The following is a 20,284-nucleotide window of genomic DNA, read 5'->3' as shown; positions in this document are numbered from 1 at the left end:
TTACGACTCCTTAGTATTGTCCATGCAGCTTTTGTGCAGCTGCTTCATCAATAATGATGGTGACATTCGGATGCCGTTGTAAAATACTTGCCGGTACATCTTCAGTGACGGGTCCCTCAATTGCCTTAGCAATCGCATCCGCCTTTGCATCACCATATGCTTCCAAAAGAATTTGGTGGGCTTGCATAATCGAAGCCATTCCCATGGACAATGCGGACCGGGGAACGTCAGCTTCGTTAGCAAAGAACCGTGAATTCGCATCAATCGTCGATTGTGTGAGCTGCACCTCGTGGGTGGTACTATCAAACGGAGTTCCAGGTTCATTAAACCCAATATGGCCATTACGCCCAATTCCTAAAATCTGTAAATCCACTGGATGATCCGCAATAATTTGATCGTAGTGGGCCACTTCTTTTGCTAAATCAGGTGCCAGGCCATTGGGAATGTACGAGTGAGCAAACGGTTTTTGGTTAAACAGATGTTTTTGCATAAAGTAGGCATAACTTTGCTCGTCATCCGGCCCTAAACCAACATACTCATCAAGGTTAACCGACGTACACTTTCGAAAATCAATTGCACTGCTGCAAAGCTCGGCATAGGTCGTCAACGGGGTACTTCCTGTGGCAAGGCCATAGACTTTCGCCCCATTTTGCCACGCGGTCATAAAAATTTCTGCCCCTTTTTTTCCGCCTTCCGCAGCGTTTTTGACCACAATTACATTCATCACAAAAATTTCCTTTCCGTTTTATTCATCATGATTCTGACGACGATTGCTATGTCCAGTAGTTTGTTCCTTCGTTACTAAGATGGCTTCCACCGTCTTATTCATCGTTGCACGGAAATCCGTAAATTGAAGCAGCATTTGTGTCAGCATATCAATCACATAGGTCACCGCAAATTGCGAATTAATAAAGTCATAGTCACCCACTAATTCCGTACTCTTAATTTGAAATAGTAAGTCACTCATTTTACCAAGCAAACTATTTTTAAAAGCGGTCACCGCAATAATTGTTGCCCCATTTTTACGGCTATCACGAACAGCAGAGCATACTTCTGGGGTACTCCCAGAGACTGACAAGGCAATTACAATATCGTTGTCTTGCATCGTGGCACTGGCAATCGTCATCATATTGCTTTCCGTCATCGCAAATGCGGGCTTCCCCATCCGCATTAAACGTTGGGCGAACTCTTGAGCATTATATCCGGAACTACCAATTCCAAAAACATACACCCGCTTCGCTCCATGGATTAGATTAGCGGCTTGGCGGAGTTGCTTAGTGGAAACCATCGCCATCGTTTCCGCCAGAATTTTTTGATAATAATTATGGATGTCATTCGGAGTAGAAACATTCTGCTCCGATTCTCGCTGCATCGTATCTGGTGTGACTAATGCAAGTTTAAAATCCGCAAAATTTTTGCAGCCCACCCGTTTGGTAAAACGGCTCACAGTGGCAACGCCGACGCCTGCTTGATTAGCGAGTTCGGTAATGTTCATGCGCCGTACCAACTCCGGTTTTTGCAGCGTTACGCGGGCCACCTTTTTTTCCTGCCGCGGCAGGTTAATAAAAAGGTTTTGAACTTGTTCCATAAAACGTGCAGACATCCATCATCATTCCTTATTAGTTATTTAAGAGCATTGACAAACCCCGTGGCAATTTGTAGTGGACGCGTAATGGCTCCACCAACCACGACAGCATGGCAGCCAAGTTCAATGCATCGCTTGGCTTTTTCTGGACGGTCAATTTTGCCTTCCGCAATTACTGGATGTTCGGCAGTTTGGACAACTTCCTTGAGGTAGGCAAAGTCATCGTCCGCCACGTTCATCCCTTCAGTTGCTGGCGTGTAACCATGCATTGTGGTGCCAATAATATCAAAGCCGAGATCATTAGCAATTTTAACACTGTCAATGCAGTCTGTGTCTGCCATGAGTAAAGTGTTTGGAAATTCTTTCCGCATTTGGTCAACAATCTCCGCTAATTTTTCACCATGGGGCCGTGGACGACCAGTAACGTCATAAGCAACTACTTCACAGCCAGTACTTGCGACCGCCCGCATTTCTTTCATTGTTGGCGTAATGTAAACTGGTGAATCGTCATAGTCCACTTTAGCAAGTCCAATCATGGGCAAATGTGCTTCGTCTTGGATAGCTTGAATATCAACAACGGAATTAGCCCGAATTGCGGAAGCCCCTGCTTCCTTGGCAGCCCTCGCCATTCGCGCCATAATAAATGAACTGTGCAGTGGTTCACCAGGCAGTGCCTGACAGGATACGACTAAATTCCCTTTAGTAGCCTTCAAAAAAGTATTTTTCATTATTTAAGTGCCTTCTTTAAATTAGTTCTTTAAAAACTTCGCATAAATTTCACTTGCCGTGGTCTTCATTTCTGGAGTTGGCTTATGCATTGGTTCCTTAGTGTAGCCGGCTTCAACTCCCATGTCTTGAAGCAATAACTTAATTGTTTGATAAAGGCCGTTCCCCAGAATTGCGGAAATCAGGTCATTCGTTTCATGTTGAATATCAAGTGCCTTTTGCATATTACCGGCTTCGAAGGCTTCAATTTCCGCCTTTGCCCGAGCTGCATTGACGTTATAAGTAGAGCCAATTGCACCATCAACCCCTAGTGAAAGGGCTGGTAAGAGCATTTCATCCGTTCCAAAGAGAATCTTCTTATCTGGGAAACGGTTGCGAAGTCGTTCGAGGAGGAAGAAATCGGCATTAGTGTACTTAACCCCGATAATCTTTGGATTTTCAAATAACTTAGCAAAATTATCCAAGGAGAGAGAAACCCCCGTTAATGCTGGAATAGAGTAAACAATTAAGTTAGCATTGACATCCTTAACAATTTCATCGTAGTAGTATTTAATTTCTGGGAAACTAAAGTTGTAATAGAACGGTGTAACTGCAGAAATTGTTTTATAACCCAGGTCATTAACAACGTAGTTAGCTAATTCCTTCGCTTCTTGTAAGTCAATCGAACCAACTTGGGCGATTAAGTCAACATCATCACCGGCTTCGTCTTTCACAATTTCAAAGATCCGCTTCTTAGTTGCGGTTTGCAACATAAAGTTTTCACCGGTGCTTCCACCTACATACAAGCCATCAACGTGGTTAACATCAATATTGTGCCGCACAATTTCACGGGTTCCCTTTTCGTTTACGGTCCCGTCAGCGTTGAAAGAAGTTAATAGTGCGGAATATAATTTTTTAGTCATTTTTACCATCCTTTGTTTAAAATACTGGTTACTAAATCCATGTAATAGTTCTTCTTCAACCGCACCCTAAGGATACGTTGTGAAAACTATTTTGCAATTAGTTTTTATGATAATATTTTTCATTATCCGTTTATATCCCTGTTTTAATAACGTTTCTTGCCTGAAAAATAAATTTAAAGAAAGGCTTAAGCATGATATAATGTAATCGTTTTAACCAAGAGTTTCAGAAAGGATTGAACCTAATGTGTAAAAATTATCTTGCTTTTGACGTTGGTGGAACGTCAATTAAATACGCTGTTATTGACTCAAATTTAAAAATGCTTGATTCCGGTAAAACAGCTACCAATCATAATCAAGATCAAGCCATTGTTAAAGCCTTAACAACCATTAGCCACCAAATAATGGGACAATTTAAGATTAGTGGCATTGGGGTCAGCACCGCGGGACGTGTTGGTCATCATGGTGAAATTATCTATGCCGGCCCAACTATTCAAAATTATCAAGGCACCCCACTAAAACAAATATTAGAGAAGGCTACGCAGTTACCGGTTCAGGTGATGAATGATGTTGATGCGGCCCTAATGGGGGAAATCCTATGCGGTCACGTTCACGCAGATCAATCCGTGTACTGCGTTGCTTTAGGAACTGGCATTGGTGGTGCCTTCTATCACAACGGACATTTATCCAGGGGTGCACACGGCCTTGCGAATTCCGTTGGCTACCTTAACTATGATCCAGAATCAAAAGAGTGTTTCGAAAGTCAGGCTTCTACCCTGGCCTTGCAACACCGTCTTGAATCGATCAACGTTTCAGTTCCGGAAGCCTTTCAACGGGCTCGCAATGGTCAACCACAATTTGTCAAAATTATTCAACATTGGTGTCGCCAGCTGGGTAAGCAGCTAGCTCAAATCTGTTTAATCCTTGATCCAGCTCAAATTTTAATCGGCGGTGCCGTTAGTCAACAGGGTGATTTTTTCATTCATCAAATTAAATCTGCCGTTCATTACTTTCTTCCGGAAGGGTTAGCAAACGTTGATATCAAGGCAACGACCCTCCAAGACCAAGCACAGGTCTTTGGAGCTCTTTCTCCATTCTTTTTATGAAAGCGTATACATTTTAATTTAAACGTGTTATGGTTATCACCGTAATAGTTTTAAAGTTTAATTCAACCGCACAAAAAAGCGCCGTCGATGAACGGCTGCTTTCTTTGTGTGTTTTTTTATTTCCGTATTTTCTTTCAAAGAGGTGTATTTCATGAAGGTATCAATTAATACCGCAGTTTTCCTTGATCAAATGAATGCGGGCCACTCTCAATACGATGTCCTTCAGGAATTGATCGGTAAACCAATTGATAATGTTGAAGTTCGTGGTGAATTTTTCCAACCAGCAAGTCAAGAAGCGGAACTGGATAAGATTAGCGAGCTCGCTCACCAAAATAATTGGGGACTTTATTATTCCATTCCCGAGGCCCTCTTCAATGATGGTGAATTAAATCCTCACCTCACTGACTACATCGCACTGGCCAAAAAGACTGGAATTCAAAACTTGAAGATCAGTTTAGGCGATTATGGTGCCCTAACTGAAGATACCAAGCAATTATTAATGCAAATCCCAACCAATGATGTTGCCATCAGCGTTGAAAACGAACCGAATGAGCACGGTGAAGTACCAAAAATCTTTAATTTCTTAGATACTACCAATGGTCATTTTGGCTACACTTTTGATTCTGGAAATTGGTATTGGATCGATCAAGATCCCCAAGCAGCGATGGACCAACTAAGTTCTAAAATCACCGTCTTCCATTTAAAAAATATTAAAGACCGGGATACGACCATGCTCGATGATGGTGATACTGATTGGCAACGTTTAACCAAGAAGGTGCCCGCTGGTGTACCAGTATTTTTGGAATACAATATTCCATCTGCTAAGTTGTTAGATCAGGAAATTACTAAAGTCAATGAATTGCTTTAATTCCAAAAGGATTGACCAATGAACTATCTATTACAAATTGTTCTTATTTTATTGGTCGGTAAGGTTTGTTCTGAACTCTCCTCACGAATCGGACTGCCTCCAGTCATGGGTGAATTGATTACCGGGATCTTAATTGGGCCGGCCGTCTTTCATCTGTTGACCCCCACCACTTTCATCCACTATTTCTCTAACATCGGGGTCATTATGCTGATGTTTATTGCTGGGTTAGAAGGGGATCTCCGTCAGCTGCTCCACTACTGGGCACCATCACTGACCGTGGCCACCTTGGGCGTGATTTTCCCAACGGGCACCGCCTACTTGCTGTGCCACGATGTATTCAACTTTGATGTCCAAACGGCAGCTTTCATGGGGCTCGTGCTTAGTGCCACCTCCGTCAGTATCACCGTCCAAGTATTACGTGAAATGGGTTATTCCAACACTCGCGAAAGCCAAATTATTCTTGGCGCGGCCGTTGCTGATGATATCATCTGTATCATTCTGCTGGGTATCAGCGTTCAACTAGTTGGTCAACACTCGGCCTCGTCGCTCAGCGGTAAAGTCCTTTCAATGGTCGTTCCACAAATTCTTTTCTTCATTATCGTTCTGTTGATTGGTCACTACATCGTACCAAGATTCTTACAGATTTTTGACAAAATGGGGATTAGTGAAAGCCTACCAACGGCAGCTTTGATTATCTGCTTTGGTTTTGCGTGGATCGCAGTGAAATGTGGCATGAGTGATGTTCTGGGTGCCTACTGTGCCGGACTCGCAATTTCACAAACTAAATACGAAGAAGCGTTAGCACCAAAAATTGAACCAATTGGTTACGCAATTTTTACTCCCGTCTTCTTCATTAGCATCGGTCTAGAAGTTACTTTCCATGGCATTGGTAATGATGTGCTCTTTATTATCTGCTTGATTATCATCGCCGTTCTTGGAAAGCAACTGGGCTGTGGAATTGGTGCTAAACTCTTCCATCTCAATTGGAAGGAAGCCAACATTGTTGGTGCTGGGATGGTATCGCGTGGTGAAATGGCATTAGTGGTCATCAAAGTGGCCCTTTCGGCAGGATTGATTGATCAAAGCTATTTTACTGCTTTGATCCTGGTAACCGTCATTACAACCTTACTTGCACCACTCCTCTTAAAGATTTTTATTCAACGTAACGTTAATAGTCAAAATAATGAAAGGCGATTAGATTAACTATGCAAAAAACTGGATTTGGGACGTTTAATTGGATCGTCCTCCTTGTTTACCTCCTTGCGATGTTGCTAATTGGGGCCTACTTTACCAAACGCGCTAGCAAGGATACCGATGCCTTCTTTAAGGCCAATAGTTCTGTTCCCGCGTGGGCCACTGGTTTCAGTGTTTACGCAACCACGTTAAGCGCGATTACGTTTATGTCGACACCAGAGCAAGCATTCCTCACAGACTGGTCGTACTCAGTTGGGAACTTGACCATCATTTTGATTATCCCAATTTTGATTAAGTACTACGTACCGTTTTTCCGTAAATTACAAGTTACGACTGCTTATGAATACCTTGAAGATCGGTTTAGCCCTATTATGCGGGTTCTCGGTAGTTTACTCTTTATGCTCTACCACTTAGGAAGAATTGCCATTGTTATTTACCTACCGATTTTAGCCATTACTTCCGTTTCCTCAATTAACCCAATCTTGATTGCCCTCTTCGTCGGTGGCCTTTGTATCATCTACGCGTTCCTTGGTGGGATCGAAGGGGTTATTTGGACCGACGTTATCCAAGGGTTCCTCCTCCTTGGCGGAGCACTCCTGATCATCTTCATTGGTGCTTACTACATCAAGGGTGGTTTTGGTACGATCGCGCATGACGTTGCCGTTCACCATAAGCTTTACTCAAAAGCTAATTGGGACCCCCACAACCTGAAATTATTCATTCCATTAATTTTTGCCGGTTCCGTTTTCAACTCCCTTTACCAATACACGGGTAGTCAAGATGTGGTTCAGCGTTACCAAACCACTTCCACGATGAAGGAAACCGCCAAGTCACTTTGGACGAACGGCCTCTTAGCGTTCATTACGATTCCAATCTTTTACGGGATGGGAACCATTCTATACAGTTTCTACTTGCACTCAGCAAGTCTGCCAAAGGGCTTCAACACAAGTGCCGTCGTCCCATACTTTGTCATCAAAGAAGTTCCCGCTGGTTTGGCCGGACTAATCATTGCCGGAATCTTTGCGGCTGCGCAATCCACTATTGCTTCAAGTCTCAACGCGATTTCTGCTTGTGCGATTACCGACTTCAAACAACGTTTCTTCGACAAAAAGTTCAAGCGGGTTAGCGACGTCCAATTAGCCCGGATCGTCATTCTCATTGCCGGAATTCTTGGTTTGCTGATGGCGATTTACCTCTTAGTTGGTAACCAGTCCCAAACTTGGAATCTCTTCTTAGCCTTTACTGGTTTATTTGGGGTCCCAATTGCCGGAATCTTCGCCGCGGGAATCTTTACCCAACGTGCCAACACTATTGGGGCCGTCACTGGTTTGATTGTCAGCGCTGCTCTTACCTACTATGTTCAATCCAAGGGCATGTCACCATTTATGGTTTCATGTGTTTCCTTCTTATCATCTATGTTCATCGCATGGTTCGTTGGTTTATTCACCCCACAAAAGAAGAACATTGTTGGGTTAACTGCCAAGACCGTTGACCAAGAATACACTCGTCATTAATACTTTTACTCCTCATTAAAACAGGGGGGCAGAGTCCGGATTAACCGAACTTTGCCCCCCCTGTTGTTTATTGATTACAGTTTAAATCACGCTGAATTGTTAATGCTGCTTGACGACCAAACACCACGGTTTCTGCAATCGAATTGCCACCAATTCGGTTATTGCCATGCAGCCCACCGGTAACTTCTCCAGCAGCATATAATCCATTAATTACCTGTCCGTTGGCATCCAAGACCCGGGTCTCCGGATCGACATGAATACCACCCATTGTGTAATGAATTGCTGGAGCCACATGAATGGCATAAAACGGTGCTTTACTCAGCGGCAAATTCATTCCAGTTGTCCGACCAAATTGTCGATCATCTTGAACCCGGACCGCCTCATTCCACTGGTGAATGGTCGTTGGCAGATCTGGTAAAGATAATTGCTTAGCCAGTTGTTCAATTGTCGCTCCTGTTCGGACTAAGCCAATTTGATCATAAAATTCAATTGCCTTGACCCGTGAACGAACTTCCTGATCAAAAATTAAGTACGCACTATGATTGGCTAATGCAGTAATGGCATTCGAAACCACTCGTCGCGTAGCCAGTTCGTTGACAAACCGTTGCCCATTTTCATTCACTAAAATGGCGCCTTCGCCCCGAACTGCTTCGCCAATCAAAAAAGCATGATCTTGATCCTGTTGGACGGTTGGGTGAACCTGTACTAGATCCAACTGCATTAATTGCGCACCAACCTGTTGGGCTAATTTTAAGCCATCCCCTGTCGCGCCAGGTTGGTTAGTTGTATGGTAATTAGCCAAATCTGGTCGATACCGGCGCATTAGTTCTTTGGAGGCCCCAAAACCTCCCGTTGCCAATACTACCGCGCGTGAGCGGAATTGATGAACTGCTTTTTTAGCGTCAACATACTCTACCCCACACACGGCGTCGGTAGCGGTCAATAGTTGACTAACGTTTGCTTCCGTAATTATCTTTACACCAGCTTCAACCGCTAATTTCTGTAATCCTTTGACCAAATAAGCACCCACGGGAGCTGTCGAAGCTGGACGGTGAGTTCGTTTGACTGACATTCCCCCAGTAATGGTCAAATCATCTAGTGGCAAGCCATGCTGGGTTAACCATTCAATCGCCAATGGTGCATGGGTAACAAACTGCTTCAGCATTGCCGGATCATTCAGCTTACCACCACCCCGGTAAGTTTCCTGATAAAAATCTTGCATACGGTCCGCAATCTGCTTACGAGCTTGGACTGTTGTTTCCGCTGCGTTCATCCCGGAAGACGCCCGTTTAGTATTGCCACCAACTTGGGGATTCTTTTCTAAAACAGCAACCGTCAGTCCTAGTTCACGTGCCTGAACAGCTGTGGTCAATCCGGCACCACCACTGCCAATTACAATTAAATCATAATCAATTTCTGTCATACCAGCACCCTTAATCAACACTAATTGACTTAATGACAACGTCATCCTTTGGACGATCACTCAGATCACGGTCAACGCGGCTAATCTCTTTCGCCACTTTCATTCCATCAACGACTTGACCAAAGACAGTGTGATGGTGATCGAGCCACGGTGTTCCACCATTAGCCACATAATGGTCAATGACTGCTTGCGGATAACCAGCCGCCTTCATTTGATCAGCCAAGTTAGTAGTAAGGTTTTCGTTCGTCACGATGAAAAATTGGCTCCCGTTGGTATTAGGACCAGCGTTGGCCATTGATAACGCCCCGTTAAAATTAAACAGCTGGTCACTAAATTCGTCTTCGAAGGCTTGACCATAAATGCTTTCACCACCAGCACCGGTCCCTGTTGGGTCACCGCCTTGGATCATAAAGTCTGGAATAACTCGGTGGAAAAGGACCCCATCGTAGTATCCCTTTTTAGCCAATTCAACAAAATTTTTCACCGTCTTAGGAGCAAGTTGATCAAATAATTGAACCTCCAGATCCCCGTGATTAGTGTGAATTATTGCCTTAGTACCCGTTTGTGATGCTAAGTTTAATTGTGGAAAATCACTCATTAGTTCCGCCTCCTATTTATTCTGGAGTTGATTATATCATGATTAGCATGGCTTAAAGCAAAAAAGAGGCTGGAGTTTTTCCAGCCATCCTTACGGGGTTCGAATGCAGAGTTCTCGAATCGGACTTGCCAGCCGATTTGAGGACTTTTGTCTCACTCCCAATTATTATTTACTGACAACATCAATCAAGTCATCACCATGGCTAATTTCACCGTCGGCAACGCGCTTGACTTGCGTGTAATTAGTCGTGTTTGTGACTACGACCATCACGGTGGTATCATAACCAGCTGCCTTAACCGCAGCTAGGTCAATGGTGCCAAGGCGATCACCCTTCTTAACCTTTTGACCTTGTTCAACAAAGCTTTCAAAGTGTTCTCCCTTGAGGTTCACCGTATCCAAACCAACGTGAATCAAGACCTCGGCACCATCATCTGAAGTTAAACCATACGCATGCTTTGTAGCGTAAGCAACTGTAATTGTACCGTCAACGGGTGCATAAATCGTACCATCATTAGGGACAACTGCTGCACCATCCCCCATCATCTTCTGGGAGAAGACTTCATCATTTACTGCAGTAATGTCTTCGGCAGTTCCAGAAACCGGGCTGGCAATTACTTCGTTCTTAGCATTTTCGTCAGCTGGGGCTGAAGCATGTTGAACTGGTGCAGATGCTTCCGCTGCTTGAGATGCGCCATCCGCTGCATCTGCGCCCGCCGTTGCAGGGTTAACTAGCTCGTCGTGTGCTTTACCATAGAAGAAGGTTACTAAGAAAGCAATTACGAATGAGATAACTTCACATAATAGGTAACCAGGAATTGATTTAGCGTATACGGATAAGAAACCAATGAAACCGGCTGAACCCATTGAAGCGGCAACCACATGCATTAATCCAGCAATCGTAGAAGCCACACATGAACCAACTAACGCACAGAAGAATGGGAACCGTAATTTCAGATTCACCCCAAAGATTGCTGGTTCAGTAATTCCAAGCAAAGCAGAAATCGCGGAAGAACTGGAGAGGGCCTTCATCTTTTCATTCCGTGTTAAGAAGTAAACCGCGGTGGTTGCGGCCCCTTGGGCAACGTTGGCCATTGAAGCCACGATGAAAATAAAATCACCCGCACCCTTACCAGCTTTAAAGGCGGTCACTAATTGCGTTTCGATTGCCGGGAAACTTTGGTGTAGACCAGTTAAAACAATTGGTGAGTACAAAGCCCCAAAGATACCTGTTCCGACAAATCCTAACGTGTCATATAACCAAACAATTCCGTTAGTCAGTAAATCGGAAAGATCCTTCATTACCGGTCCGACCACGATAAATGTTAGGAAACCAGTTAAGAGGACAGAAATCAGTGGAGTAAATGTAAAGTCAACAGCAGCTGGCAGGCGTTTATGCAACCACTTTTCGAAAATGGAAAGCATCCAAACTGCGGCTAATGCTGGAATAACCTGACTCGTGTAAGACTGAATATGAACAGTTAAGCCGAAGATATTCCAAGAACCGCCATCCGCTAAAGCCGGCGCGGTCATCATCATTCCGACAAATGCCCCTAAGAATTGGTTAGCACCAAACCGCTTCGCACCAGAAATCCCAACCAGAATCGGCAAGAATACGTATGGTGCTGCCGACATGACATTGACCATTCCTTCAATGCCCTTCAAAGCGGGCCACATTTGAATAACGGATTGGGGACCAAATAATCCTTTGGCTGTCAGCACATTATCAAGGGCCATCAGCAAACCACCAGCAACCAATGCTGGAATAATTGGTACAAAGATATCAGATAAGAGCTTAATGAACGCCATGACTGGATTGAACTTTTGATTTTTCGCAGCAATTTGCTTCAAATCATCAGTGGAAACTTCCTTCAATCCAGTTTGCTTGATTAATTCATCATAAACGTTGTTCACGTCTCCAGGGCCAATGATAATTTGGTACTGACCATTGGTCTTAAACGTTCCCTTAACGTCACCATTGTTATCCAATGCTTTTTGGTCAACTTTGGCATCGTCTTTTAAAACTAACCGTAACCGCGTTGCACAGTGCGCAGCAGCAACTAAATTGTCTTTGCCGACGGCGTTAACGACGTCGGTCGCAACTTGTTTGTGATCCATGAGTATTACTCCCTATCTCATCTAGATATTTGCACTTGAATTGTAAGCGCTTTTTACACATTTGATAATACTAGATTTAGATTAAATGTCAAGCGTTTATCAATTTTTCTTTTAGCCTTACTGATCTTCACTAATTTTCAGGACACAGGCCCCATCGATATTTCCCTTGGCAACTCGTCTCAGTGCTTCGTCAGCCTTGTCAAACGGGTATTCAGTCACCGTTGGCTGAATGTGCAAACGGTGGGCTAACTTTAAAAATTCTTCCCCATCGCGGCGCGTATTGCTTTCCACACTTGTTAAGTTCTTTTCATGGAAAAGATGCTGCTGGTAATTTAGTTCTGGAACATCGCTCAAGTGAATGCCGGCTAACGCAAGTGTCCCTCCAGGAACGAGGTTAGCTAATGCATTGGGAACCATCTCTCCAGCAGGTGAAAACATAATGGCGGAATCAAGTTGCACTGGTGAATTATCATAGGCACCTTGCGCAGACGCACAACCTAATCGCAACGCAAACTTTTGAGCATCATGACCACGTGTGAAAACATGAACTTCAATCCCCTGCTTAAGTGCTAACTGGGCAGTTAAATGTGCGGAACCGACAAAACCATAGAGGCCCAGTGTGCCTCCAGCTGGTACGTTGGCGCGTAGATAAGAACGATAACCAATAATTCCCGCACAAAGTAATGGTGCAGATTTGACTGGATCAGTATCCTCTGGAAGGTGGTAGGCAAAGCCCTCCGGAACCGTCACATACTCTGCATAACCGCCATCATGATCCCATCCTGTGTAAATGGAATGGGGACACAAATTCTCCCGACCGGAACGACAAAATCGACAAACTCCGCACGCTTTTCTAAACCACGGAATTCCAATCTTGTCACCAATCTTAAATCGCTGAGTTTGTTGCCCCTGCTTAACGACCCGGCCAATAATTTCATGGCCGGGAGTAACATGCTGCCGATGAACTGGTAAGTCGCCTTCGGTAACGTGTAAATCTGTGTGACAAACTCCACACGCTAAAATTTTAACCAGAACTTCCCCAGCTTGTGGTTCAGGAACTGGTTTCTCAACCAATTGCAGTGGGCAAGGATCCTGTTCAATTGATCCCGGTGTTGTGACTTCCCAAGCCCGCATTGTTTTTGGAATCATCATTCTTAAACCTCTCCTTTATCCAATTTATCTTCATTGTAGTCCTTTTGTGAAAAGATGATCAATTTCTTTTTGCTAGACGTTTGACAGTCAGCAGTCGTCACTTTAAAATGGAACCATCTTAGAGCGCTTACATAAAGGAGATTTTATTATGGAATGGACACGGGAAGAACGCTACCGACCTTACCAACAATATTCCGCCCTTGAATTACTGCACCTACAAGCAGCGGCTGATAATTCACCTGAACAACTTCGGTATCACATCCGGCCAAGTTCTGGATTACTCAATGATCCAAACGGGTTTTCATATTTTAATCATGCCTGGCACGTTTTTTACCAATCATTTCCTTTTGGTGCCACCCATGGGCTTAAATCGTGGATGCACATGCAATCAACCGATCTAGTGCATTGGCACTCTCGTGGCTTAGCTCTCACTCCTGATAATGAGTACGATAGCCACGGTGCCTACTCTGGATCTGCAAAGCAAATTGGCGATCGGCTATTTTTGATGTACACCGGTAACCACCGTGATCAGGATTGGAATCGAACACCTTTCCAACTGGGTGCTTGGATGAACCAAAATAATCAGGTTACTAAACTAAAACAGCCCCTGTTCCGGAATCCGGACTACATTAGTGAACACTTCCGTGACCCCCAACTACTGGAATATGATGGTAAGTACTATGCCCTCTTAGGAGCACAGGATGCTAAAACAGAAACTGGCCACTTGGCACTATGGGCCAGCGACGACTTGCAAGATGGCTGGCATGATGTTGGTTTGACTAATTTCACACCGTACCCAATGGGCTACATGATTGAATGTCCAAACTTAGTGATGATTGATGATCATGCTGTCCTGATTTTCTGTCCGCAGGGATTAGAGCAAAAGATCACCCATTACGATAATATTTACCCCAACACCTACATCATCGGGGATGAATTTGATTTTGAAAACGCTACGTTAAAGGGTAGTTCTCAAGTCCCAGTAAATCTGGATGAAGGTTTTGATGTCTACGCCACTCAGGCATTTAACGCTCCGGATGGCACAGCTTATGCTATTAGTTGGGTTGGCCTCCCTGACATCAATTATCCAACTGATGAACAAACTTGGGCTAACTGTTTGAGTCAAGTTAAGGAATTGCACATCCGTAACGGTCAACTTTACCAACAACCGGTCGCAGCAATGACCAACCTCCGTGATCCAAAGGGCACGAAAGTGTTCTCCAATCGTACGAGCATCATTGATGATCACGCTGGTCAACAATGTGAATTAAATCTGACAATTAGTGCCGATCAAACAGGTGTCTTACACCTTGCCGCCAATGAAGATTTGAGTGCTAGTTTACAAATCCAATTTGATACGAATACTGGTGCACTAACTGTAGATCGATCAAGAGTCGGGGCTACAGTTGCCAAAAAGTATGGTACGACCCGTTCCATTAAGTTACCAGCGCACCAAGATCTCAAATTACAAATTTTCTTGGACCATTCACTTGCTGAAATATTTGTGAATGATGGTGAGCAAGTACTGACTCTTCGTTACTTTGCTGATCAACAACATCAAAAGATCGCGTTTGCCCAACCAATTAATGCGACTGGAAGTCTATATCAGCTTAAAAATATCTAAACAAAATCCCCGTTCACGTGACTTGTGAACGGGGATTATTTAGAATATAGCTAAATTCACGGGGAGGACTAATAATGAAGAACAGTGTTGACAAGGCTAATTGGCAATCAGCCATCCACTACCTTATTGACCAAGCGTTACCCAATGCTGACTATCAAGTGGTCTGCTTTCATCAATCAAAATCTAGTGAAAGTTTATACGTTGACATTCTCTTTGAAAATCTCCTGTATCAACTGCGCTTTGCGTTTCACGACCGACAGGAAAATAATCCCGATCTTTACTCATTCAATCTCCGATCCTATCCTCATGATACGGTCCTCATTCAGAAGCTCCGTCAGCTTCTGCGATATCGTCGACAAGGAATCCCATTAACGTACCAACACTTTGCTGCCCTCTCACTGATTGAAAAACTTGGTCAGTTTAATGATTGCCCACTCAAATATCGTAATGAACAATTTTGGAACAGCCAACACCCCATTACTTCACCAACGCTCATCATCACATTAGACTTCTTGCTAACCCATCAATTACTTGTGATTCAGCATTCCACCAAACGTGTCTTTCTCTCAGAAAGCGGGCAACAGCTATTAAATTTTTACTGGGATGTCGCCGATCAATATTTAGAAGAAACCATTTGGGATCACAATCCACGAACGCAAACCCCAACGGAACTCAATCTTTTTTGGAACGCTTAGTCGACTCCCGAGTTTGCCTTTGTGCTTGAGCATGGATCCGTTGGCGACGATCGCCATTAATAAAGTCGCTTTCTTGTGCGAAAAGATCCAATAGTGCCCACAAATTTTTTAAGCAGCGGTCCTTCAACTCTTTTAACTGCATTGATCCGCCTAATTTAAAATATTCTTATGCTCAGCGTGGGTGTAGAATGCCCAAGCGATAATGCCAAAGAAGACTGGTCCAAATGCCGTCCAGAACGCAGTCGCGTATTGGCCTTCCAAAATTGGCTCAACACAAGTAAAGAGAATACCGACTGCCACAACCAGCCAAACGACGATGGAAACCACCCACGTCCAGGTCATGCTCTTATAAAAGACAAACGGCCGATCTAAATCTTTTTTCATTTTAAAGAATGGGAACGCTCCGACCAAAAACAGGTATGGTGCTGATGACGAAACGTTCATCATATCAGTTAAAATGGTATAAAACTGTGTTGCTGCGTTTCCACCAAATGAAATAAAGAGAATAATTGCACTGACTAAGATGGCTTGGCACCACATTGCAAATGCTGGCATATTCACATCATTCATCTTTGTAAGCCGCTTTGGCAAAAGCCGCGGATCACAACCTTCAATAAAGGATTTAATTGGTGAGTACACCATCACAAAAGCGGCCCCTAAGCCCCCAAGAACATCACTTAACGCCGTAATTTGGGAGAAAATCCGGCCCAGCATCACGGCTCCGGAATGACTTAAGCCGAGTTTAGCACCAACCGTCAGCCCCATATTATTGATCAAAACATATTCAACATTGGCCAGGTTAACATGGCTTTTACCTAAAACCTGTTCCCAGTTAGCGCTAACCCCACACAAGAAAATTGTCAAAATATAAATCAAGGTCATAATGATCATGGCAATGATTAATGCCCGCGGGAAAGTCTTTTCTGGCTTCTTCACGGAGTCAATCACACCAGCCATCGTTTCCAAACCACCATAAGCAAATAGGGCATAGACAATGAACGAAATAACCGCAATCGGTGTAACAAAGGCATGGTTGGGTGATTTTACTAAACTCAGTGCCGTCACTGGTTCAGCTAGTTGGCCGTGATTCATCATCCATAATAAGAGACTCGCCAGAATAAAAATCACGGAAATTCCTAAGGTTGCCACCCCACAAACGGAAGCAATCTTAGCAATCTTATTAATTCCCCGGGAGGCAATCCAGGTAACGATAATCATAAAAATGATTTCTAAAATCCCCAAAGTCTCATTAGCGGGCAACCCAAACAACCGCCAGGTCTGAGTACGGTCAGTTCCTGAAATCATAGTGGAAACTGACACTAAAAAGTATTGGGTTGATGAAACCAGCCAAACAACCCACGCTGCAAGCCAAATGAAGGTCCCAATAAACGCTGTCTTCTCACTTACGGAACCCCGTAACCAAGAAAAAATCCCCCCTTTGGCAGCCTTAAATGAGGCCCCATATTCTGCAAACATTAATGCAGATGGGAGGAAGAAAAGCACCGCCGTAACGATGTACCAAATGATACTGGCGTACCCCATTTGATAAAAGGCCGTCAGTGAATTACTAAAACCAAAGATTGATGAGAAAATCATCAATACTAAGGCACTCAAACCAATTTGGGTGGTTTTCTTTTCCATGTCAAAACTTCTTTCTTTGAATAATATTAATAATTATACAACTTTTTCGTGCGGTTGTGGATATTATTTCAAAAAAAGCAATTTAATTATCACGCTTGCTACGATTGAAATGAATTGTTCACATTTATTTCATACAAATCGGCCGATAATTATGATAAGCTCATTATGTTACTCATTTTACTGGTCAGGAGGGAACGATTTTGCGTGAACCATCACGACGAGAAATTCGACATCAGCAACGTCGGACATTTCATAAAAAAACTATTATCGTCAGCTTACTCTTTATTGGGTTTGCGCTCTTGCTTAACGTCGGCTTAATCTTCCAAAGCCACAATCCTCTCACTCAAGCTAAAAACGCTAACCCCATCAATATAGTTCCCAACCTATTCCGTTCCACAAGCTTGAGTAGTCAACTAAAGCACCAATGGAAAGCGGATCTCAAAGGTGTTGATAGCAATGTTGCCATCGCAGTGTACTCCACCAAGACTGGTGAAACATACACGTACAACACTACCCCAAGACATCAATATCACACCGCCAGTACCGTTAAAGTGGCTGTTCTCGCAGGAACTCTCCTTAAAAATGATGGCGATTTAGATAGTCAGGGTCGTGAATATGCTAAAGCCATGATTGAAAATTCCGATAATGATTCTACGACCTCCCTCATTAACGATTACCTTGGTGGCACAGACGGTCTTCAGGATACGTTTAATCAATTTCAAATGACCAACACCCATGCCGAAAGTGCTTGGGGAATGACGACCACCACACCGAGCGACCAAATTAAATTACTTAACAATATTTTCTTTAGTTCCAATAAGCTAACCGAAAGTGAACAAAATTATATCCAATCCCTCATGAAAAATGTGGAAAGCGACCAGCAATGGGGAATTTCTGCCGGCAGTAGTAATTACGCTCTGAAAAACGGCTGGCTTGATCAAGATGATTCAGACAAATGGATTGTTAATAGTATTGGTTACGTTAGTGGCAAAGACCAAAACGATTATACGATCGCAGTTTACTCTGACGACAATTCATCCATGAACTCTGGAGAAGAATTGATCGAAAAACTGGCCCGCTCTACTAAAAAAATTATGGATAAAAATTAAAAAACGACCAGGAAAGCCGCTAACCTAGCTTTCCTGGTCGTTTTGTAGTTATTGAGCGAATCGCCACCGATGAGTGGCGAAACATTACCCGGCGATTAAAATCAGCGCGAATTTTAAAACGTTCATTGATTGGCTGTACTAACAATCGACCAGCCTTGGTAAATTGATAACCACCCCACATGTGTTGCCGAATTGGTGGTAGTAACCTACTTTTCACATAACAAAGTCGACCAATCAGATGCCGTCCATCAACAAAACCAGCAGTCACCGGGTCATAAACGTCAATATAATTATTAACCTTATGTTTAAATTTACGGACCCGTCGTTGTTGCCGACGACTGAGTAACCAGTAAATATTCGGTCCCTCATAAATATCGGCCCGTTTAATCTGTCCCAGCTTGTCACAATTCGCTAAGGCATACTGAATATTAATCGATCCTAGTGAATGACCATATAAATAGAATTTCGCTCCTGGATACTTACGTAAAATTCCATTTAACTTACGAGCCGCCGTCCGCAATTGACTCGGAATTACCCCGCGTTGGACAAATAAGGACCAACCAATTGGTAAATTAGTTGCTAGCCATTCATGATTCCAAGTCTCCATGGTGCCCTTAATAAGCCCAGATGAACCTTTAAACAGCAGTGTATATTCCTTTTGTGGCCGGTTTTCGATCACAAACATTTGAAAACCATCCGCCATTTGACAATGCTGTATCACCCTTCCAAACGATTCCGGACCGATTTTGACTACTTGTCCATTCTGGAGTAACTGATATTCCATTTGAGCAACCAGCAAACGTTCGCGATCATTTAAGTCACGATTGCAAAGCATTTTCATCACCGCAAGTTCTCGCTTAATGCCTTAATTCCCGCTTCATTCAACGTCTTGCCCATTTTCGGCACTACTTCTAAGTGCCCATCAATTAACCGATTCTTGAGTTCTTGAGCAACTCGTCGATTTTTACGATCTTGTTCCCCAGCAAAGAGGTAGGTTAATCCCTGAACATGCATCAATTCGCCCGTTAAATCCACCCCTTGAAGTGACTGTTTAAGCGATTTAAGCTGATGACGATCTAATGGAGTCGGTTGAAATAGTCCTGAATTGAGCAGATTCGTTGAAGCTTGACAATGTGGCCGGACTAAAATGAGCCGATCAAGCCGCCCCAAAAGATCAACTGCTGCTCGTAACGCCACTAACGCACCAAAGTCTTCTCCAATCAGAATGACTGGTTGGGCCACGGTTCGTAGATGATCAACGACCGCTTGAACTAATTGGTCAAATGTGTACGGGTGGAGCTGAAATTGTTGATAATCAAGCACTTGCAACTGACGGTGCCCAATATTTACTTGTTGCCAATCACTGTGTTCCAGTTTGAATGATGGCAATACCACTACTGTCCCCATAATCATTCCTCTTTCATCACGATTTCTTTTATTTTAGCATGATTCAACAAAAAAGACGTGAGCACTAGCTCACGTCTTTTTAAAAATTTAGCACCTTTAAAAGGCAGCAACAATTGCAATTACCCCTAGCAGAATCAGCGCAGCAGCGATTAACCAAACAAGGGTAATTGCCGAAAGTGCAGGGTTAAACAATAAAATAACCCCGACAATCACGCCGATGACGTTCAAAACAACTAGCAGCCAGTAGTAGCCTTTACCAAATTGCCGGTAGAAGTTGGAAACTTGCAATTGACCAATACTGTCAATAATAAACCAAATAGCAAACAGGTAAGCAATCGTTAGTGCACCAACGCCCCGTACAAACAGGAAGATCAAACCAACGATAATATCTAAGATGGCCATAATTAACAACCAAGCGGATCGGTGATTCAACAAATTATTCACCGTCTGACGAAGCCAAATTTCATAAATTCCCTTTACGATGGCACCAATCCCCATCAAAATTGCCACTAACCGTAGGGTTTTATCGATATGATACATCGAAACACACCCTAAAATGACCAATAGGACACCTAAAATAAAGGCTGCCCAATCAAACCGCTTATTTGCTCGTTCCACAATTATTCCT

20 protein-coding genes are annotated in these 20,284 nt (G+C 43.5%); 7 read left to right on the top strand and 13 right to left on the bottom strand.

Features of this window, described 5'->3' with window-relative positions:
• Positions 1 to 10: 10 nt before the first annotated feature.
• Genes HMPREF0501_RS03915 through HMPREF0501_RS03900 form a run of 4 tightly spaced genes read right to left on the bottom strand, consistent with a single transcriptional unit; the run spans position 11 to position 3,213 of the window.
• Positions 11 to 724: a glucosamine-6-phosphate deaminase gene (locus tag HMPREF0501_RS03915; RefSeq protein WP_006916556.1), complete on the bottom strand. Its 714-nt coding sequence runs from the start codon at positions 722 to 724 to the stop codon at positions 11 to 13.
• Between the two features lie 21 nt (positions 725 to 745).
• The gene (locus HMPREF0501_RS03910) at positions 746 to 1,603 is read right to left on the bottom strand and encodes a MurR/RpiR family transcriptional regulator (RefSeq protein ID WP_040455838.1); all 858 of its coding nucleotides are present in this window, start codon (positions 1,601 to 1,603) and stop codon (positions 746 to 748) included.
• A gap of 20 nt (positions 1,604 to 1,623) precedes the next feature.
• Positions 1,624 to 2,313, bottom strand: a complete 690-nt coding sequence (locus HMPREF0501_RS03905) for an N-acetylmannosamine-6-phosphate 2-epimerase (RefSeq protein WP_006916554.1) — start codon at positions 2,311 to 2,313, stop codon at positions 1,624 to 1,626.
• A 21-nt stretch (positions 2,314 to 2,334) separates the two neighbouring features.
• A complete protein-coding gene (locus tag HMPREF0501_RS03900) occupies positions 2,335 to 3,213 on the bottom strand; it encodes an N-acetylneuraminate lyase (protein ID WP_006916553.1) in 879 nt (292 codons plus the stop codon).
• A 242-nt stretch (positions 3,214 to 3,455) separates the two neighbouring features.
• Here HMPREF0501_RS03900 and HMPREF0501_RS03895 point away from each other — a divergent pair, with 242 nt between their 5' ends.
• The 4 genes from HMPREF0501_RS03895 (at position 3,456) to HMPREF0501_RS03880 (ending at position 7,892) form a co-directional block, all read left to right on the top strand.
• Positions 3,456 to 4,316 carry an ROK family protein gene (locus HMPREF0501_RS03895; protein ID WP_040455836.1) on the top strand — a complete coding sequence of 287 codons (861 nt, stop codon included), beginning with the start codon at positions 3,456 to 3,458 and terminating at the stop codon, positions 4,314 to 4,316.
• A gap of 151 nt (positions 4,317 to 4,467) precedes the next feature.
• On the top strand, positions 4,468 to 5,184 hold the full coding sequence (locus tag HMPREF0501_RS03890; RefSeq protein WP_040455835.1) for a sugar phosphate isomerase/epimerase family protein: 717 nt from the start codon (positions 4,468 to 4,470) through the stop codon (positions 5,182 to 5,184).
• Between the two features lie 18 nt (positions 5,185 to 5,202).
• Entirely contained in the window at positions 5,203 to 6,387 is a 1,185-nt protein-coding gene (locus tag HMPREF0501_RS03885; protein ID WP_006916550.1) for a cation:proton antiporter, read from the top strand.
• A gap of 2 nt (positions 6,388 to 6,389) precedes the next feature.
• Entirely contained in the window at positions 6,390 to 7,892 is a 1,503-nt protein-coding gene (locus HMPREF0501_RS03880; protein ID WP_006916549.1) for a sodium:solute symporter, read from the top strand.
• A 67-nt stretch (positions 7,893 to 7,959) separates the two neighbouring features.
• On the opposite strand, the gene HMPREF0501_RS03875 is transcribed toward HMPREF0501_RS03880, so the two are convergent.
• The 4 genes from HMPREF0501_RS03875 to HMPREF0501_RS03860 all read right to left on the bottom strand — a co-directional run bounded on the left by HMPREF0501_RS03875 (position 7,960) and on the right by HMPREF0501_RS03860 (position 13,180).
• Positions 7,960 to 9,315: a flavocytochrome c gene (locus tag HMPREF0501_RS03875; RefSeq protein ID WP_155801151.1), complete on the bottom strand. Its 1,356-nt coding sequence runs from the start codon at positions 9,313 to 9,315 to the stop codon at positions 7,960 to 7,962.
• Positions 9,316 to 9,325: 10 nt separating this feature from the next.
• Positions 9,326 to 9,913 (bottom strand): peptidylprolyl isomerase, encoded by a 588-nt coding sequence (locus tag HMPREF0501_RS03870; protein ID WP_006916547.1) that lies wholly within the window; start codon positions 9,911 to 9,913, stop codon positions 9,326 to 9,328.
• A gap of 165 nt (positions 9,914 to 10,078) precedes the next feature.
• Positions 10,079 to 12,028 carry a sucrose-specific PTS transporter subunit IIBC gene (locus HMPREF0501_RS03865; protein WP_006916546.1) on the bottom strand — a complete coding sequence of 650 codons (1,950 nt, stop codon included), beginning with the start codon at positions 12,026 to 12,028 and terminating at the stop codon, positions 10,079 to 10,081.
• Positions 12,029 to 12,145: 117 nt separating this feature from the next.
• A complete protein-coding gene (locus HMPREF0501_RS03860) occupies positions 12,146 to 13,180 on the bottom strand; it encodes a zinc-dependent alcohol dehydrogenase family protein (protein WP_006916545.1) in 1,035 nt (344 codons plus the stop codon).
• Positions 13,181 to 13,328: 148 nt separating this feature from the next.
• On the opposite strand from HMPREF0501_RS03860, the gene HMPREF0501_RS03855 reads away from it, so the two are divergent.
• Positions 13,329 to 14,804: a sucrose-6-phosphate hydrolase gene (locus HMPREF0501_RS03855; RefSeq protein WP_006916544.1), complete on the top strand. Its 1,476-nt coding sequence runs from the start codon at positions 13,329 to 13,331 to the stop codon at positions 14,802 to 14,804.
• 74 nt (positions 14,805 to 14,878) lie between these two features.
• The gene (locus HMPREF0501_RS03850) at positions 14,879 to 15,499 is read left to right on the top strand and encodes a hypothetical protein (protein WP_006916543.1); all 621 of its coding nucleotides are present in this window, start codon (positions 14,879 to 14,881) and stop codon (positions 15,497 to 15,499) included.
• Here HMPREF0501_RS03850 and HMPREF0501_RS08915 read toward each other — a convergent pair.
• Both HMPREF0501_RS08915 and yjeM read right to left on the bottom strand, forming a co-directional pair.
• Positions 15,477 to 15,641, bottom strand: a complete 165-nt coding sequence (locus tag HMPREF0501_RS08915; protein WP_006916542.1) for a hypothetical protein — start codon at positions 15,639 to 15,641, stop codon at positions 15,477 to 15,479. The genes HMPREF0501_RS03850 and HMPREF0501_RS08915 overlap by 23 nt on opposite strands.
• Positions 15,642 to 15,649: 8 nt before the next feature.
• Complete coding sequence (gene yjeM / locus HMPREF0501_RS03845; RefSeq protein ID WP_006916541.1) at positions 15,650 to 17,140, bottom strand: glutamate/gamma-aminobutyrate family transporter YjeM; 1,491 nt, start codon at positions 17,138 to 17,140, stop codon at positions 15,650 to 15,652.
• A 200-nt stretch (positions 17,141 to 17,340) separates the two neighbouring features.
• Here yjeM and HMPREF0501_RS03840 point away from each other — a divergent pair, with 200 nt between their 5' ends.
• A complete protein-coding gene (locus tag HMPREF0501_RS03840; protein WP_223206780.1) occupies positions 17,341 to 18,249 on the top strand; it encodes a serine hydrolase in 909 nt (302 codons plus the stop codon).
• A 19-nt stretch (positions 18,250 to 18,268) separates the two neighbouring features.
• Here HMPREF0501_RS03840 and HMPREF0501_RS03835 read toward each other — a convergent pair whose 3' ends face one another.
• From HMPREF0501_RS03835 to HMPREF0501_RS03825, 3 genes are all read right to left on the bottom strand, one after another.
• A complete protein-coding gene (locus tag HMPREF0501_RS03835; RefSeq protein ID WP_006916539.1) occupies positions 18,269 to 19,093 on the bottom strand; it encodes a DUF2974 domain-containing protein in 825 nt (274 codons plus the stop codon).
• Complete coding sequence (locus tag HMPREF0501_RS03830; RefSeq protein ID WP_040455830.1) at positions 19,090 to 19,656, bottom strand: alpha/beta fold hydrolase; 567 nt, start codon at positions 19,654 to 19,656, stop codon at positions 19,090 to 19,092. The genes HMPREF0501_RS03835 and HMPREF0501_RS03830 overlap by 4 nt, the downstream gene beginning before the upstream one ends.
• Positions 19,657 to 19,752: 96 nt before the next feature.
• Entirely contained in the window at positions 19,753 to 20,274 is a 522-nt protein-coding gene (locus HMPREF0501_RS03825; protein ID WP_006916537.1) for an HdeD family acid-resistance protein, read from the bottom strand.
• Between the last annotated feature and the right edge of the window lie 10 nt (positions 20,275 to 20,284).

Origin of the sequence: Limosilactobacillus coleohominis 101-4-CHN, from assembly GCF_000161935.1 — a bacterium.
Classification (GTDB): domain Bacteria; phylum Bacillota; class Bacilli; order Lactobacillales; family Lactobacillaceae; genus Limosilactobacillus; species Limosilactobacillus coleohominis_A.
Note: the sequence above shows the minus strand (reverse complement) of the source record. Positions and strands in the feature narration are given on the sequence as shown.

Coding starts and splice junctions, on each gene's coding strand:
- HMPREF0501_RS03915 (WP_006916556.1), bottom strand. CDS start 724: ATGAATGTAATTGTGGTCAAAAACGCTGCGGAAGGCGGAAAAAAAGGG.
- HMPREF0501_RS03910 (WP_040455838.1), bottom strand. CDS start 1,603: ATGTCTGCACGTTTTATGGAACAAGTTCAAAACCTTTTTATTAACCTG.
- HMPREF0501_RS03905 (WP_006916554.1), bottom strand. CDS start 2,313: ATGAAAAATACTTTTTTGAAGGCTACTAAAGGGAATTTAGTCGTATCC.
- HMPREF0501_RS03900 (WP_006916553.1), bottom strand. CDS start 3,213: ATGACTAAAAAATTATATTCCGCACTATTAACTTCTTTCAACGCTGAC.
- HMPREF0501_RS03895 (WP_040455836.1), top strand. CDS start 3,456: ATGTGTAAAAATTATCTTGCTTTTGACGTTGGTGGAACGTCAATTAAA.
- HMPREF0501_RS03890 (WP_040455835.1), top strand. CDS start 4,468: ATGAAGGTATCAATTAATACCGCAGTTTTCCTTGATCAAATGAATGCG.
- HMPREF0501_RS03885 (WP_006916550.1), top strand. CDS start 5,203: ATGAACTATCTATTACAAATTGTTCTTATTTTATTGGTCGGTAAGGTT.
- HMPREF0501_RS03880 (WP_006916549.1), top strand. CDS start 6,390: ATGCAAAAAACTGGATTTGGGACGTTTAATTGGATCGTCCTCCTTGTT.
- HMPREF0501_RS03875 (WP_155801151.1), bottom strand. CDS start 9,315: ATGACAGAAATTGATTATGATTTAATTGTAATTGGCAGTGGTGGTGCC.
- HMPREF0501_RS03870 (WP_006916547.1), bottom strand. CDS start 9,913: ATGAGTGATTTTCCACAATTAAACTTAGCATCACAAACGGGTACTAAG.
- HMPREF0501_RS03865 (WP_006916546.1), bottom strand. CDS start 12,028: ATGGATCACAAACAAGTTGCGACCGACGTCGTTAACGCCGTCGGCAAA.
- HMPREF0501_RS03860 (WP_006916545.1), bottom strand. CDS start 13,180: ATGATGATTCCAAAAACAATGCGGGCTTGGGAAGTCACAACACCGGGA.
- HMPREF0501_RS03855 (WP_006916544.1), top strand. CDS start 13,329: ATGGAATGGACACGGGAAGAACGCTACCGACCTTACCAACAATATTCC.
- HMPREF0501_RS03850 (WP_006916543.1), top strand. CDS start 14,879: ATGAAGAACAGTGTTGACAAGGCTAATTGGCAATCAGCCATCCACTAC.
- HMPREF0501_RS08915 (WP_006916542.1), bottom strand. CDS start 15,641: ATGCAGTTAAAAGAGTTGAAGGACCGCTGCTTAAAAAATTTGTGGGCA.
- yjeM (WP_006916541.1), bottom strand. CDS start 17,140: ATGGAAAAGAAAACCACCCAAATTGGTTTGAGTGCCTTAGTATTGATG.
- HMPREF0501_RS03830 (WP_040455830.1), bottom strand. CDS start 19,656: ATGGGGACAGTAGTGGTATTGCCATCATTCAAACTGGAACACAGTGAT.